The sequence below is a fragment of the Parasphingopyxis algicola genome, assembly GCF_013378075.1.
GTDB classification, from domain to species: domain Bacteria; phylum Pseudomonadota; class Alphaproteobacteria; order Sphingomonadales; family Sphingomonadaceae; genus Parasphingopyxis; species Parasphingopyxis algicola.
Map to the genome: position 1 here is coordinate 1908246 of NZ_CP051131.1, position 15200 is coordinate 1923445.

10 protein-coding genes are annotated in these 15200 nt (G+C 61.9%); 2 read left to right on the top strand and 8 right to left on the bottom strand.

Annotated elements, in window-relative coordinates; all coding sequences use genetic code 11:
* Positions 1 to 60 precede the first annotated feature (60 nt).
* The 7 genes from HFP57_RS09425 to HFP57_RS09455 form a co-directional block, all read right to left on the bottom strand.
* Positions 61 to 1056: a zinc-dependent alcohol dehydrogenase family protein gene (locus HFP57_RS09425; RefSeq protein ID WP_176869529.1), complete on the bottom strand. Its 996-nt coding sequence runs from the start codon at positions 1054 to 1056 to the stop codon at positions 61 to 63.
* 146 nt (positions 1057 to 1202) lie between these two features.
* Entirely contained in the window at positions 1203 to 2849 is a 1647-nt protein-coding gene (locus HFP57_RS09430; RefSeq protein WP_176869530.1) for a hydantoinase B/oxoprolinase family protein, read from the bottom strand.
* A complete protein-coding gene (locus tag HFP57_RS09435; protein ID WP_176869531.1) occupies positions 2846 to 4867 on the bottom strand; it encodes a hydantoinase/oxoprolinase family protein in 2022 nt (673 codons plus the stop codon). The genes HFP57_RS09430 and HFP57_RS09435 overlap by 4 nt, the downstream gene beginning before the upstream one ends.
* Positions 4868 to 4919: 52 nt before the next feature.
* Positions 4920 to 5429, bottom strand: coding sequence for a peptidylprolyl isomerase (locus tag HFP57_RS09440; RefSeq protein ID WP_176869532.1), 510 nt, complete (start codon positions 5427 to 5429; stop codon positions 4920 to 4922).
* Between the two features lie 70 nt (positions 5430 to 5499).
* The gene (locus HFP57_RS09445; RefSeq protein WP_246263002.1) at positions 5500 to 7704 is read right to left on the bottom strand and encodes a TonB-dependent receptor; all 2205 of its coding nucleotides are present in this window, start codon (positions 7702 to 7704) and stop codon (positions 5500 to 5502) included.
* Between the two features lie 221 nt (positions 7705 to 7925).
* Positions 7926 to 10610 carry a winged helix-turn-helix domain-containing protein gene (locus HFP57_RS09450; protein WP_176869534.1) on the bottom strand — a complete coding sequence of 895 codons (2685 nt, stop codon included), beginning with the start codon at positions 10608 to 10610 and terminating at the stop codon, positions 7926 to 7928.
* Positions 10611 to 10717: 107 nt separating this feature from the next.
* Positions 10718 to 11947, bottom strand: coding sequence for a metal-dependent hydrolase family protein (locus HFP57_RS09455; protein WP_176869535.1), 1230 nt, complete (start codon positions 11945 to 11947; stop codon positions 10718 to 10720).
* Positions 11948 to 12346: 399 nt separating this feature from the next.
* Here HFP57_RS09455 and HFP57_RS09460 point away from each other — a divergent pair, with 399 nt between their 5' ends.
* Both HFP57_RS09460 and nrtS read left to right on the top strand, forming a co-directional pair.
* Positions 12347 to 13141: a transporter substrate-binding domain-containing protein gene (locus HFP57_RS09460; protein ID WP_176869536.1), complete on the top strand. Its 795-nt coding sequence runs from the start codon at positions 12347 to 12349 to the stop codon at positions 13139 to 13141.
* A gap of 109 nt (positions 13142 to 13250) precedes the next feature.
* Positions 13251 to 13493 (top strand): nitrate/nitrite transporter NrtS, encoded by a 243-nt coding sequence (gene nrtS / locus HFP57_RS09465; RefSeq protein WP_176869537.1) that lies wholly within the window; start codon positions 13251 to 13253, stop codon positions 13491 to 13493.
* A gap of 45 nt (positions 13494 to 13538) precedes the next feature.
* Here nrtS and HFP57_RS09470 read toward each other — a convergent pair whose 3' ends face one another.
* Entirely contained in the window at positions 13539 to 15113 is a 1575-nt protein-coding gene (locus HFP57_RS09470) for a winged helix-turn-helix domain-containing tetratricopeptide repeat protein (RefSeq protein WP_176869538.1), read from the bottom strand.
* Between the last annotated feature and the right edge of the window lie 87 nt (positions 15114 to 15200).

Below are 15200 nucleotides of genomic sequence, written 5' to 3' on the forward strand. Positions count from 1 at the left end.
AGGGGAGCGCAGTCAATTTGCCGCGTTACCTGTTGCCCACCTCCGGAAGAGACCGCCGGTTCAGCCGCTCGCCCGCACTACGATCTTGCCGATCTGTTCGCCGCCGAGCATGTATCGATAGGCGTCGACAGCGTTCTCCATCGTGAAGACCTGATCATTGATCCGGGGCTTGAAGCGCCCGTCCTTCAACCGCTCGAGAATATAGGCCATGCCCCGCTCCAGCCGCTCGGCATGCCGGACTTCGTTGAACATCGAATAGGGGTGCATGATCGCGTTCTTACGCACCATTTTGACGACGTCGATCTTGGTCGGTTCGTCGTCAAGCAGGCCGTAGAGAATGATCCGCGCATCTTCCGCGAGTGCGTCAAGATAGCGATCGTACAGGGAACCGCCCACGGCATCGTAGATCACCCGCACGCCCTTGCCGCCGCTGATCTCCATGATGCGGCCGGCCACATCTTCCTTGTCGGTGGCGATGACATGATGCGCGCCGGCCGACAGGATCGCATCCGATTTGCTGCCGGACCGGGTGGTGGCGATAACGGATGCGCCGGCATCCCGGGCGATTTCAATCGCGCCCAGTCCGGCGCTCGAACTGGCGGCGGTGACGAGCACGAAATCTCCCTCGCGCGCCTCGCCGATCTCCACGATCGGATAATAGGCTGTGAGATACTGCATCCAGATCGACGTTGCCTCGATCGCCGATAGCTCGTCGGGCCACGGCGCGAGGAAATCCTGATGTGCGACTGCCTGCTCGCCATGAACGCCATAGCGGGCATTGGCGAAGGGAATCGTCGAGACCTTGTCCCCCACAGCGAAATCATCGACGCCCTCGCCGACTGCCGCAATGGTCCCGGACGCTTCCGAGCCAAGGCGTGAAGGCATGTTGGGGAACGTGTAGTGCAAACCCTGGAAGAACAAGATATCCGCGCGATTGAGCGCGAAGGCGGCAACGTCGAGCAGGACCTCCCCTTCCTGCAAGGCCGGCGCTTCCCATTCTTCGATCTTCAGGACCTCTGGTCCACCAAGCTCATGAAATTGAACGATCTTTGGCATATCCACTCTCCCATTTTTCGAAATATTGGATTTGACGACCTGGCTCACGTACGGACGTTAATGGCGCCGACAAGAGCAGCGATGGCCTGCAATGGTCAGCCGGCCATACGGGTGAACGGGCGCGCCGCCCCGCCTTCCGACTTTTTCTAACTGACAAAACCATCGGCGCGGTCTCTCTCAAGCCGATCTGCGCTTCGCCGAGCGGGGTCGCCGAAGCCGCCACCGCCGCCGGTCGCAACACGCACCACGCTGCCGGCCTTGAGGGCTATGGCGTTGGCTTTCAGCAAGTCGTCGCGCACGCTGCCATCGGGAGCGACGATCTCCACCTTGGGACCGAGCCCTGCCTCGCCGCCGGACAACCCCCAGGGCCGCGTGACGGATCGCTCGAACCACAAGGACAGGCTGGTGTCCCCATCGAGGTGATATTCGCGATAGCTGCCATTGCCGCCGCGGAATTCGCCTTGTCCGCCGCTGCCCTTCCGAATGCCGTACTTCGCGATCCGCATCGGATAGCGATGCTCGAACACCTCGATCGGATAGTCGCGGAAGCTGCCATTGACGTTGTTGATCAGGCAATCCTGCCCGTCCTCGCCGTCCCATGCGCCCCAGCCGCCGCAATTGGCCTCGACCGCCACGAAAAAGGCATCCTCGTTACGGGCGTCCTTCCCGCTGAAAATCGTGACCATGGAATCGCCATAATGCGCGGCGGCAGCCCGCTCGGGCATGGCCGGCGCGAGCGCGCGCACCACCATGTCAATGAGGAGGCCGAGCGAGGAGAAATACCAGGAACAGGCGGCCGGTTCCTGCGCGTGGAATATGCTCCCCTCGGGCGCAATCACCTCGAGCGCCTGGAAGGTACCGCCATCGACGGGCCGTTCGGGATTGACCAGCAGCTTGAAGGCGACACGGAGGGCGGAAACCGTCTGGGTGAAGCCGCAATTGACCGCGCCGACCGTCTGCTCGGCCGATCCGGTCAGGTCCATCTCCATCGTCTCGCCGGCGACGCGGACGGTCAGCCTGACCGGCACCGGCTCGTCCGAAATCCCGTCGCTGTCGAGCGAGCCCTCGGCGGTGTACTCGCCATCGGGGATCGCCGCGATCGCCTCCCGTTCCAGCGCCGACGATTGCGTGAAGATATCGTCGCGGGCGGCTTTCACGGTATCGTAGCCGAAGCGGTCGATCAGCCCCCGCATCCGTTTTTCGCCGGTCCGCCCCGCCGCAATCTGCGCATGAAGGTCGCCGATCAGCGCGTCGCCGAAACGGCTGTTCGCGCGCATGAAATTGAGAATGTCCTGTTGCGCTTCGCCGCAACGGTAAACCTTGGTCGGCGGCCAGCGCATGCCTTCCTGGTAGATCTCGAAGGCATCGGTGGGCGATCCGGCATCCTTCGCCCCGACATCCAGCCAATGTGCGCGCGACGTGGCGAAACCGATCCTCCGGCCTTCCCGGAAAATCGGCATGATCACGGTGATATCGTTGAGATGCGTACCGGCGATGTAGGAATCGTTCAGGAGGATAACGTCGCCCTCCTCGTAATAATCCCAGCCCTTCATCTCGGCGATGATCTGCACGCAGAGCGAGAGATTGCCGAGGAACAATGGCAGGCCGAGCGACTGACCGAGCACATCGCCATTCTCGTCGAGCAGGCCGACCGCGCAGTCCTTGCCCTCGTAGATGATCGGCGTGAACGCGCTGCGGATCAGAGAGGCGTTCATGTCTTCCGCGATCGCGTTGAAGGCGTTGCGGATGATCTCGGTCGTGACCGGGTTGGTATGCGGGCTGCTGGTCGTCATGCGCTCTCTCCTGCGGCGATGAGCATGTTTCCGAACGTGTCGATCGTGATGGTGTAGCCGGGCGGCACGACGGTGGTTGCGCTTTCTTCCTCGATGATGGCCGGGCTCGACATCGATTGGTCCGGCGCCAGGCGATCGCGTTTCACGATCGGTGTTGCGTGATTGGTGCCGTCGAAGATCACATCGCGTGTGCCGACCTGCGGCTCGCCCGGCGTCGGCTCGAATGCCGCCCCGTCATCGCCGTGCTCGAAACTGCCGGTGGCAGCGAGACGGATACTGATGATCTCGGTCTCGGATTCTGGCTGCGAGTGGCCATATCGCCGTTCGTAGAGCCAATGAAAAAGCTCGAGCACGGCAGCGACGGACGCGCCGCGCTCGATCGGAACATTGATCGAATATTCCTGACCCTGATAGCGCAGGTCGACCGAGCGCGCGAAGGCCATCGCCTCTTCCGGCACATTCTCCTCGCGCAGCTTCTCGCGTCCCTGCTCTTCAAGCGCGGCGAATTCCGCGTCGAGCTTCGCTTCATCAAGGGCGCTCATCACGCCGATATGGCTGGCCATGAGATCGTGCCGAATATCGCTTTGCAGCATGCCCCAGGCCGAGAATGTGCCCGGGAAACGCGGGATCAGCACTCTTTTCATGTCGAGCTCACGCGCAAGTTCCACCGCGTGCATCGGACCGGCTCCGCCGAACGCGACGAGCGTGAAATCGCGGGGATCGATGCCCTGGCCCACGGTGATGGTACGCATCGCGTCGGCCATCTTGGCGTTGCTGACGGCAAGTATCCCTTCTGCAAGCTCGCGGTCGGACAGACCGATCTGCGCGCCAAGCTCGGCCAAAGCGCTGCCCGTGGCTCCGCTGTCGAGCTTCATCTTGCCGTCGAGCAGCGAATCGTCGCCGAGGCGGCCCAGGAACAGGTTCGCGTCGGTGACGGTCGGTTGCGTCCCGCCGCGCGAATAGCATACCGGCCCGGGATAGGAGCCTGAGCTCTTCGGCCCCACGCGCAGACCGCCGGCTTCAACCCATGCGATCGAGCCGCCGCCCGCACCGACCGTGTCGATGCTGACGATCGACATCAGCAGCGGCAGCCCCTCGAGCACGGTTTCAGAAGTCATCTCTGGCTGGCCATCGACCACCAGGCTGAGATCGAACGACGTTCCGCCCATATCGACGCACAGCAGATTGTCGATGCCGGTGCGCCGCGCCAGCTCGCAGCCGCCGATACTGCCACCGACAGGACCCGACATCAGCGTCGCGATGGGCCGCTCGGTTGCCAGGCGATCGGTCATCACGCCGCCGCTCGAACCCATCACATGGACGGTCTTGTTCATGCCGGACTCGGCCAGCTCGGCCTTGAGCGTGCGCAGGTACAGCTCGACGACCGGTGCGACATAGGCGTCCATCACGGTCGAGGAGGCCCGCTCCACTTCGCGCCATTCGGGCGCGACCTGGTGCGAGAGCGAGACCGATATATCGGGCAGCGCCGCCTTGAGGATCTCGCGCGCCCGCAATTCGTGGGCGGGGTTGGTATAAGCATGGAGGAAGCAGATCGCGATGGCTTCGAAGCCTTCGGACTTCGCCTTCTCGATGATCGGCGCGAAATCCTCTTCGGACAGGGCGGTAACGACCGAGCCGTCCCAGGCCAGCCGCTCGCGCACTTCATGAACGTTGCGCCGCGGCACGAGCTGCTCGGGCTTGCGGTAATGGAGCTTGTAAAGCTCTTCGCGGTGGCCGCGCGCGATCGTATAAGTGTCGCTGATGCCGCCGGTCATGACCAGCATCGTCTTGGCGCCGCGCCGTTCGAGAAACGCGTTCAGCCCGACGGTGGTGCCGTGGACGAAGAAATCGATCTCCGAAGGATCGCCGACCAGCTGGCCGATGCCCTGCAAAACGCCGAGCGCGGGGTTTTCCTTCGTCGTGGGAACCTTGCCGATGCGCACCGCGCCGGCATCGTCCTCCACCACGATATCCGTGAAGGTCCCGCCGATATCCGCCGACACTTTGTACTTCGCCATCCTGTCAATCCCGTTCTGTCGGTGCCGCAACACCGGATCGTTTCCATGCTCTTCAGTGGAGCTCGATGGGTACCGTCTCGCGCAGAAAATCCTCGCTTTCCGCCTGCGCGAAAACGCGCTCCAGGGTTTCGAACCCGGCTGTCACCCGGCCGAACACGGCGAAACCCGCGCCGTCGTCATGGCGCTTGCCCCCGGAATCGAGCTCCGGCTCGTCGCGCATGCAGATGAAGCAGCTCGGATAGGCTTCCCCCTTGCCGTAGCGCGCTGCTGATACGGCCCAGCGTATATGTCTGAGACCGGTCCTATCCGTGCCTTCATGCGCAATCCGATCGAGCGGTCCCGTGCCGTCATATTCCAGACCGAACTGGATCACCTCGATCGGCACCGATGCGTGCAGGGACGAGTTCGCCTGGGTCACGATGCGAAAAATGCTCGCGTCGACGAAATCCGGCGTGGCGAAGGCGCGCGCGAAATAAGCGCTGGTTTCGGGCGCAGCCTCGAAGTCAAACCGGACGGTGAACGCGCCGTATCTGCACGTGAAACTGTAGCTTTCCCTTGCCATGGCTCGCTCGCCGGATGGGCGGCTCGGCCACGAGGATCGCCCGACCGTCGCAGCATAGCCGCCGCACCCATCAGAAGTTGAACCGCAGTTCAGCGCGGAAGGCATGGGGCTGGCCGGCATGGGCAAAGCCGCCGGTCACGAACTCCGAATTATAGACTTCATCGAAGATATTCGTGCCAGAAATCGTGAAGCTCCAGCGTCCGTCCAGATCCTCGATTCCGACCCGGGCGTTGACCAGCTGGATCGCCGATCGGGCCGTGCTGTTTTCCGGGTCCCAGAACTGGCGACCGCGATTTTCGAAATCGCCGCGGATGAAAAAGCCGAGCGAGTTCGAAATGTCGGTCCGGTACTGGATACCGGCATTGATCGTGTTGCTCGCGATATAGGGCGCCTCGTTTCCAACCAGCGCCGGATTGACGCTATACTGTTCGATATCGCTGTCCGTGAAGCTGACGCCGAGATAGGCGGTCAGGCCGTCGGCCAGCTCCGCCGAGCCTTCGAACTCGACGCCGAGGATGTCGATTTCGTCGATCGGCACGAGTACCTGTGCGCTGACCGCCCCGATGAAGACGAAATAGGGCGCATTGCTGAGGTCGGTTTTGTAGACCGCGCCGCTGATCGTGGTCCCTCTGCCCAGTTCGGCCCGGAAACCGGCTTCGATGGTTTCCGTTTCCTCCTGATCGATTACGTCGGTAACGCCGCTCACGCCCGCGCCGGCGGCGATTGCGCCGACACCGTTCTGGTTGAACTGACCGCTGCGGAAGCCCTTGCCCCAGGACGCGTAGAGCGTTGTCGAATTGCTCGGCTGATAGCGCAGCGTGACCTTGGGCTGGAACAGGTCGAACGTCGCGCGATTGGTGGCGCCGGGCTGTCCGATCGCCGCGGTGACATTGCCCGCCCCGTCATAGAGCCCCTGATCGGGATCGACATTCTGCACGCGCCGGTCGCGATCGTAGCGGCCGGCAACCGACAGCTCCAGGGAGTCGGACAGATCATAGGCGAGATTGAAGAACAGCGCCCATGCCTCGTTGTCATTGTCATCGGCGATGAAACTGGTGAGCGGGTTCGACGGGTTGAGCACCGGCTCGCGGCGGATCCGCACAATCCCCTGCTCGAGATCGTTCATGATCGACGATGAAACGAACCGGTTGGTGTCCAGATAATAGCCCCCGACCATCCAGCGGAAAGGCTGGTTCGATTTGGAGGTCAGGCGGACCTCCTGGCTGAAGGTCTCGATATCGAAGAATTGGGATTGGGTCCCGTCGAAGAACGGAAAAGCCGGCGAGGGCGTGATAGTACTCGCGGCCGAATAGGGGAACTGGTCGCTCGCGGTGCTCTGCGTGATCCTGTCATAGGCGGAGATGAATTTTAGATCCCCGAAGCCCAGATCGATGTTCACGCGCAGCGAAAGCTGGTCGATATCGCGATCGTCGAGTCCTAGATTGTTGGCGAAAAAATCGCGTTGCACCAGATCGGCGTCGTTGATCGTAAAATCGAACGCGGTCGACAGGCCCGACGCCGGATCGATGATCGCCGGCTGGTAGGAGAAGTTGAGCGAGCCCGCATCGGTCCGCACTATCGAACCGCGCAGGTCGATCGTCACCGTGTCGGACGGAAGGAAGCGCAGATGGCCGCGCAATGCGATATCTTCGAGATAGTCGGCTTCTTCGTCCAGGAATACATTGTCGAGAAAGCCCTCGCGATCGAGATATTTTCCCGAGACCCGGAACAACACCTGGTCTTCGACGATCGGGCCGGACAGCGAAACCTCGGCGCCATATTCCCCACCGGTACCGGCATGGAGATTGACATAGCCCTCGAAATCGTTGGTCGGCATCCGGGTGTTGATGAGGATCGCGCCGCCGGTGGCGTTGCGACCATAGAGCGCTCCCTGCGGCCCGCGCAGAACCTCGACGCTTTCAAGGTCGAACAGCGGCTGGTCGAAGCTGCGCGAATTGACCTGTAGCACGTCGTCGACCACCACCGCGACCGGCGGTTCGCCGTTGCGGGTCTGGGACAGGCCGCGAATGGAAATGAAGTTCGTTCCCGCATCCTGGGAGTTCGAGAAGGTAACGCCCGGCGTCAGCGCAATGAAATCGTCCACCCGCTGGATATTGGCATCCTCGAGCGCCTGCGCGTCGAAGACGGTCTCCGAGATCGGCACGTCAAGCAGGGATTCATCGCGACCACGAGCGGTCACGATTATGACGTTGGTGCCCACATCTTCTTCGGTGGTTGCGGCGTCCGCTTCTTGGGCATGGGCCGGCGCCATCATCAAAGTACCGCTTATGCCCAAAGCGGTCGTGGCAAGTGTCGCGCGCAGGAATTTTCTCATTTTTGGCACCCCCAAAGGTTCTCGATTTATTGCCTCCACGATAGCACCGGATATGTTTGCCGGGCGGCAACAATCGGGTGGCTCGATCGGCGAGAAGAGGGGGGCGGTCTCCCAAGCCTACCCGAACAGGTAGGAGCGCCGCCTGTTCGGGCCGGCCGGGATCAATCGATGAGGTTGGTCTGCCGGGCGACGGCAACGGCCTGCGTCCGCCGGTTCACCTCGAGCTTCGAGAAAATATTCTTGAGGTGGAATTTCACCGTATTCTCGGTCAATTCGAACCTGCGGGCAATTTCCTTGTTCGAACATCCCTGGGCCAGCTGTTCGAGAATTTCCTGCTCGCGTGCGCTCAGCAACTCGTTGCCGGATTGCGGGCGCATTTCTCGGCGCCGCTTCTGAACCTGCGACACGAAATTTCCGAGCAATACATTTTCCTGGTTCAGGCTCAGTTCGATCTTCCGCCCGCCGAGGATCGGCTTGAGCGGCTCGAGGCCGATGAACGGGCCGAGAATTCCTTGCGGTGCGGCAAGGACCAGGGCCTCCCGCAAGGCATCAATGCTCCGCTCGTTCTTGTCCAGTTGCCAGAGCAGCAACGCCTCCGAAACGAGGAGCCGGATCTCGAAAAAGTTGGCCCCGCGCTCGCGTCCGTCGTGGATGCTTTGCCGCAGGGCGTTCGCCGCGATCGACGGCGACATTTTGCGGGCGATCGCCAGGTTGGAAACGGCAATGAAATGATTCTGCCAGTCGCGCGCGGACGTCCTGAGATCGTGCGTCCTGACCCAGTTGCCGACGTCTTCCGCGAGTTTGGTGACTTCATGCGCATGCCCTCGAAGATACGCCCCGCGCATCTTGAGAATGATTGCCTGCCGCTCGAGCCTTGTGAGGCTACGGCGCTTTGCGAGCTCGAGCATGCGGTCGCAAAACTCGGCGGCGGTACCCAGATCGCCATGCTGTTCGCAGGCCGCCACCCCCGCGTCGAGACCGACGAGATAGACCTCCGTCCAGCCGTCATTTTTCTCGATATGCGCCAGAACATTGGAGAATTCGTCGATCTCGGGCTTCTCGACCTCGCCGGCCCAGGTGCGAATCGCAAAATCCACGACCTGCGCCATTCTCTTGAGTCCGCTATCAGAGCCGAAATTGTTCTCCGCCAGATCCAGGGCCTGCACGATGTTGGCCTTGGCGAGGTCGAGTTTTCCCAGATAGAGCGCGTGCGTGGCGGCGTGGATGTAGCAGTAATTCAGACCCAGGACCGATCCGCTGCGCCGCATCTCGCGAAAGGCGAGCTCGAGATTGTCATGCGCGCGATCGAGTTCGCCCGACGAGAACAGCGCGATCACCGCCTCGCACAACAATGTGCCGCCCTCCAGCGGAGTCCATTCGTCAAGCTGGCTCGGCATGTCGCGCGCCGCGGTTCGCACGGTCCAGTCCCGGGTGTCCTCATACGCGCCGATCATTGATCCCACCAAGCGCCGGTCGCGCTCGTACGCGTCGGCCGAACCGGCCGCGCGTAGCGCCTCGGAGGCATCGAGAAGCCCTCGCGCTTCCTGATATTTTCCATCCTTGCAACACAGATAGGATTTGGCGATCATCAGCCGCGCGCTGCTGGAGATCAGATGTTCGGGCGCCAGCCTGAGCAAGGTCCGCATCACATTGATGCCCTCGGTCAGAATGATGGACCAGCCTCCAGCGTCGAGTATGAGGCGTTCGACCAGTGCATCGTCCTCTGCCAGCCGTGCGTATCGAACGGCGGCGATGAGCTGATTATTCGCCTCGAACCAGGCGCTGGCCGCGGCATAGAGTTCGATGACCCGGCCCGGCGCCTCGGCCAGCAGCGTTTCGCGCAGATATTCCGCAACCAGATGGTGCAGCCGGACCCATCCGCCCTGCACGTCGGTCGGAACAAGCAGCGCGCTGAAGCTCTCGAGCTCGCGCAACATTGCGAGGCTTTTGTTCGAACCGCAAACGGCATCGGCGAGCGATGCGTTGAATTGCTCGAGGACACTCATGCTGAGCAGGAATTCGCGCACATCGGGCGCGAGCGTATCGAGTACCTGCTTGGTGAGATAGGAGGCAATCAGCCCCGAAGAAATCCCCGATTGAAAGGCCGAGTCGGGTTGGGCCTGTTTCTGCACACGCGCCAGCTGGACCGCGACCGGCCAGCCCTCCGTAAGCTCGAAAATCTCCCGGGCGACCGACTCTTCGATCTGCATCCCGAGCGCCGCGCTCGATTCCGTCTGCGTCAATCGCAGCTGTTCCGGTCCGATCTCGACGACATCGCCGGCAGCAACCAGGCTCGGCAATTCGATCGGAGGGGCCTGTCTGCTGTTGAGCACCAAGGTGAAGTTGGACGGAGCCTCGCGGATCATCTGGTCGAGCAGCGCATTGGTCTCGGGCGAAGCCGCCAGATGCATGTCGTCGAGGATCAGCACGCAGCGCTCGGGAAAATTGCCGATCCGGCGCATGAGGCTGCTCAGCACCACTTGCGGCCTGGAATCGGGAAAGCCGTTGCGTGCCGCCACCTCGAACTGGCCCAGTTCGGCGCCCGCGTCGGCCAAGGAAAGGGTGATGTAAGCGAGAAACTGCCCGGCTGCGCAATCGGCTTCGTCGAGGCTGAGCCATCCGATGATGTCGCCCTTGCCTTGCCGTGCATCGAACCACTGGCAGAGCAGCGTCGATTTGCCGAAGCCGGCCGGCGCGACCAGAAATATCGCCTTGGCGGACAGGCCTGCGTCGAGCCGCTCGATCAGGCGCGCGCGATCGACCAGGCTGATATTGGGTCGGCTGGGGGCGAATTTGCTGGCAACGATCCAGCCGTCTTCGCCGCCCAATTCTTCCTCGTCAGCCATAATTGCCCGTCCGCCTCAAAGCCCCGCCAACGGTTAGCGCGGGATGCCAATGCGCGCCAGCACGACGGCGGGAGGCCTCAGCGGCCCAATTTTTGCGCGCTGGTCCTTCACAACCGGTTTTTGACGATCGCGCCCTGTTTGACGATGACCGGCATATGCGCGCCCTGATCCTGCAGGACCGACAGATCTTCGAGCGGATTGTCATCGAGAAGAAGCAGATCGGCAATCGCGCCGGTTGCAATCAACCCGAGCTCGTCCGTTTGCCTAAGTATTTCCGCGTTGATCCGGGTTGCAGAATGAAGAATCTGCGCCGGGCTCTCGACCTGCGAACGGACTAGGAATTCGCGCGACTGGTGATCGAAGCTGTCGCCGAGCAGATCGGTGCCAAGCCCCAATTTAACGCCAGCCTCGCGACAAATCCGGATCGATTCCAGCCCAGCATCGCGCACGCGCGCGAGCTTTGTCAGCATGGCCTCGCTCCAGCCGCTGTCTGCCGCAGACTCGGCGAGAACTTCGTAGGTGATCAGGGTCGGCACCAGATAGGCGCCCCTGTCGGCGGCGAGCGCCGCGGTCGCCTCGTCGATCATATTGCCGTGCTCGATCGTCCGCACACCGCATTCCAGCGCTACGCGGATGGCGTCGGCGCCATAGGCATGGGCCATCACATAGGTGCCGCGCCGTTGCGCTTCCTCCACGATCACGGCGATCTCTGACGGGCTGTACTGGTTGCGCTCAAGCGGGTCGTGCGGCGACGATGCGCCGCCCGACACCATGATCTTGATCTGGTCCGCGCCCTTGCGCAGTTCTTCGCGCACCGTGCGGCGGACATCGTCGATCCCGTCGGCGATGCGCGACGTGAAGGCCAGCGCATGCGCGCAATGACAAACGTCGCGATCGTCGGTCCGCGAGCGAAAGTCGCCATGCCCGCCAGTCTGACTCAGCGCCCGCCCGGCGATAAACAGGCGGGGCCCCTCGATCAGGCCGTCCTCGACCGCCTGCTTGATGCCCCAATCGGCGCCGGCCGCATCGCGGACCGTGGTGAAGCCGCGCTGCAGCATGCCTTCTAGGATACGGCTCGCCCGCGCACTCATGAGGGTGGGCGGCACCTCGCTCAGCCGGGCGAGATTGGTGTCGGCGAGAAAGGGATGGACGTGGCAATCGATGAGCCCAGGCAAAAGGAAGCGCCCGTTAGCATCGATCTTTTCGATAGAATCGCCGTCGAGCCCCGATCCGATCTCCGCGATCCGTCCATCCCTTATCCTCAGATCGACAGGGTCGGAGATGGTCTCCGCTTCGGGATCGACGATCCGCGCATTGGCCAGCAGAATTTCGCTCATGATATCATCGCCGCATCGGTCCGCTATTCAAGATTTCGCACCTCCTACCCCGGCGCGGCGAATGCTTTCGCCGCAACCATTCTGTGACATCTTGCGCATTTTTCCGACGAACGAAAGCTATCCATTCGGGTGGCATCCGGCCGAGCATTGGTCGAGTGCGACGTACCGCCACGGGTTTCTTCAGCCCCCCAGTCGGTTCTTTCGATCCTCTTGGACGGGAATCGTACGCGATGGCACCGCGTCAAACGCTTCGAGTCCGGTTCCAGCTGCGTTCCGACCGGGCCGCATGAAATCGATCGCGCAATGTCTGAAAACGCGGATAATCGCAAACCGCTTGCCGCTTCTCCCTGCACCTCCTAGTTTTTCCACACGCCACGTGACCGAGAACGGACGGAAAACATGACGAAACTCCTGTCGCGCCTGCTGTTGATCCTGACGCTGGTCGTTCCAGCGGCCGCATCCGCCGAAGACTTCGCGACCATACGGGAACGGGGCGAGATCGTGGTCGGCGTTTCCGCTTTTGCGCCATGGACCTATCGCGACAATGACGGCGAGTTGGCGGGCCATGAAATCGACCTTGCGAACAGGATTGCAGCCGATCTCGGCGTGGCCGCGCGATTCGAGCTGTTCGAGTTCGATCGGGTTTTCGCAGCACTGGAGCGGGGCGATGTGGACATGGTGGCCGCCGGCGTCGCGATCTCGCCCGAACGCGCGCAACGATTCTATTTTTCCAATCCCTATATGCAGTCGGGCATCAATCTTGCGGTGAATATGCAGGCCGTCAGCGCCGATAGCGGCGTCGGCGAACTCGACACGCCGGAGACGACCATAGCCGTCGTGGAAGACAGCCTTGCCGAAGGCGTCGCCAACCGGACTTTCGAGCAGGCCAGCGTAACCAGCTTTCCGACACCGGAGGCTGCCGAGGCGGAAGTCCTTTCGGGCCGGGCGCAGGCCTATGTGGCAAGCGTGCCCGAAACGCGGATTTTCGCGCTGCGCTTTTCGCAGACCATCGCCCTACCGCTCGACGAACCGCTGGTCGGGACGGTGGCAGGCTTCGTCGTCAGAAGCGGCGAGGATTCTCTCCTGCATTTCCTGAATGCCTGGATCCATATTCGCGAAGCCGACGGTTTTCTCGAGGATCGCTACCGGCACTATTTCCACACGCTCGACTGGGCGGTCGGCTTGGCCAGATAGCCATGCAGCCGGCCCGGCTGTCTGCGACGGCCGCCCATCGGCCATTGTGTCGATGCCACCGCCGGGTTTACTCCGGAAAGCCGTTCATCAGGACGAGCCCGGAGAATGCATGCCCGACGATAGCGAATCCGCCAATGCCGCCTTTGCCCCGCTCCTGTTGCGCCGGGTAACCGTTGTTCGTGCGCTCAAGGTATCCGCAGTCATCGGAACGCTGCTGATCCTCATCAACCAGGGCGATATGCTGTGGGCGGGTGTGATGCCGCCCTATTGGAAGATCATCCTCACCTATCTCGTTCCCTATGGCGTCAGCAGCTATTCGACCGCTGCGCTGCTCCACGAACGGGGAGAATGATTGATCGGGACGGAGACGCTCAGCCGGCGGATTTCTCAACAGGGCTCAGTCGAACTTGTATTCGCGGAACACTTCATTGAAATGTTTGAGGAACAGTTCCGAGAAGATCGGCAGCGCACTCAGCACGCCCGCCCGGTCCATGCCGGGATGATATTCGCGGATGCGGCTGGCCATCCTGTCGGCCTCGTCGCGATGCCCGGCCTGGTGGAAGGAAATCAGCGCGGCTCCGGCGACCACCAGGCTGTCATGGGGTAGTTGCATGGCTTTCGTCGACCATAGCGCGGCATCGTCAAACTCTTCCCTCGCGATATGGGAGGCGGCGCGGATCGCGTACATTGTGTGCAGCCAAGGGTCGAGCGGGCTCAGCGCGATCGCCTTATCGATATGTTCGATGGCGGGATCGGGATCGCCGGTCAGCGCGTGTATGCCGGCCAGGGCATTGTAGGCGGACGAATAGTTGGGACAGAATTCGATCGCGCGATTGAACCATACCGCACCTTCCTGCGGGCTGCCCGAGAGCCATGCCGCACCACCCCGGACCAGATTCGCGAACGGATCCATTTCGTCATAGGCGATCGCCTTTTGGGCGGCGGCCGTCATCGCCGATCGCATGTCTTCCAAATCTCCGCGCGACCGCTGCATCATCTCCCACCAGATAATCTGGGCGAGGCCCGCATGGGCGCGGCCGAATTGCGGATCCAGTTCTATCGCGCGCCGGAAACACCGCTCGGCCTCCTCATAGTTCGGTTCGCCCAGCCGGAACGTATGCGAAATGCCCAGATGATAGGCCTGCCAGGCGTTGAGCTCTTCGGGCACAGTCAAGCGCGCGCGGCGGGCTTCATAGGCGGGAATGTGAAAGTCCACCGAAGAAACGACATTCGCGACGATGTGTTGCCGGACCTCGTGGATACCGCCCAGCTTGGTTTCCAGCTTGTCGGCCCAGACCACGCTGCCCCTCTGCGCATCCGCCAGCTCCACCATCAGCGAAATATGATCATCGATGATTTCGACGGCGCCCGAGAGATAGTAGCGCACGCCGAGCTTGGACCGCACATATTGCAGATCGGGCTCGGTCGACGGGAACTGAAAGCTGGATCCGCGCGCGATAACGAACAGCCATCGAAGCTGCGACAATGCGCGAATGAGTTCTTCCGGCAAGGCATCGGCCATGCGGTTGTCGGCCTCTGTCTTGCCGATGGTCCGAAACGGCAAAACCGCAATGGACGGGCGTTCACCGATAATGTCCTGTTGAACCGGGATCGTCTCGCTATCCTCGGGCGTACGGATCAGGACCGACGGCTTTTGGGTCTGTACGTCCCCGACAAAGCGGAATCCCTTGCCGTAAATGGTGCGGATGAATCGCTGGCGCCGCCCGTCATCGCCCAACAGCTTGCGCAACGCTTTGATCTGTGAAGAGAGGGCGGACTCGGACATGACCCGGCCGGCCCATAGGCTCTCGATGATCTCGTCCTTGTCGAGCAATCGATGCCGATTCTCGATGAGCAGGATCAGCAGCGCCATGGGTTGTGGCTGAACGAATATCCGTTCGCCGTTGCGGCGCAGTTCGAAACGCTCGGTATCGAGCTCGAATTCGTCAAACTTGTATTGGCCGAATTTCATTATGGGATCGCGGAGGCGTTTCTGCAGAAGAATACAAACTAGCCCCTTATCGACAAATTTGGAAATTCGCGCTCGAATTTTCCCGAT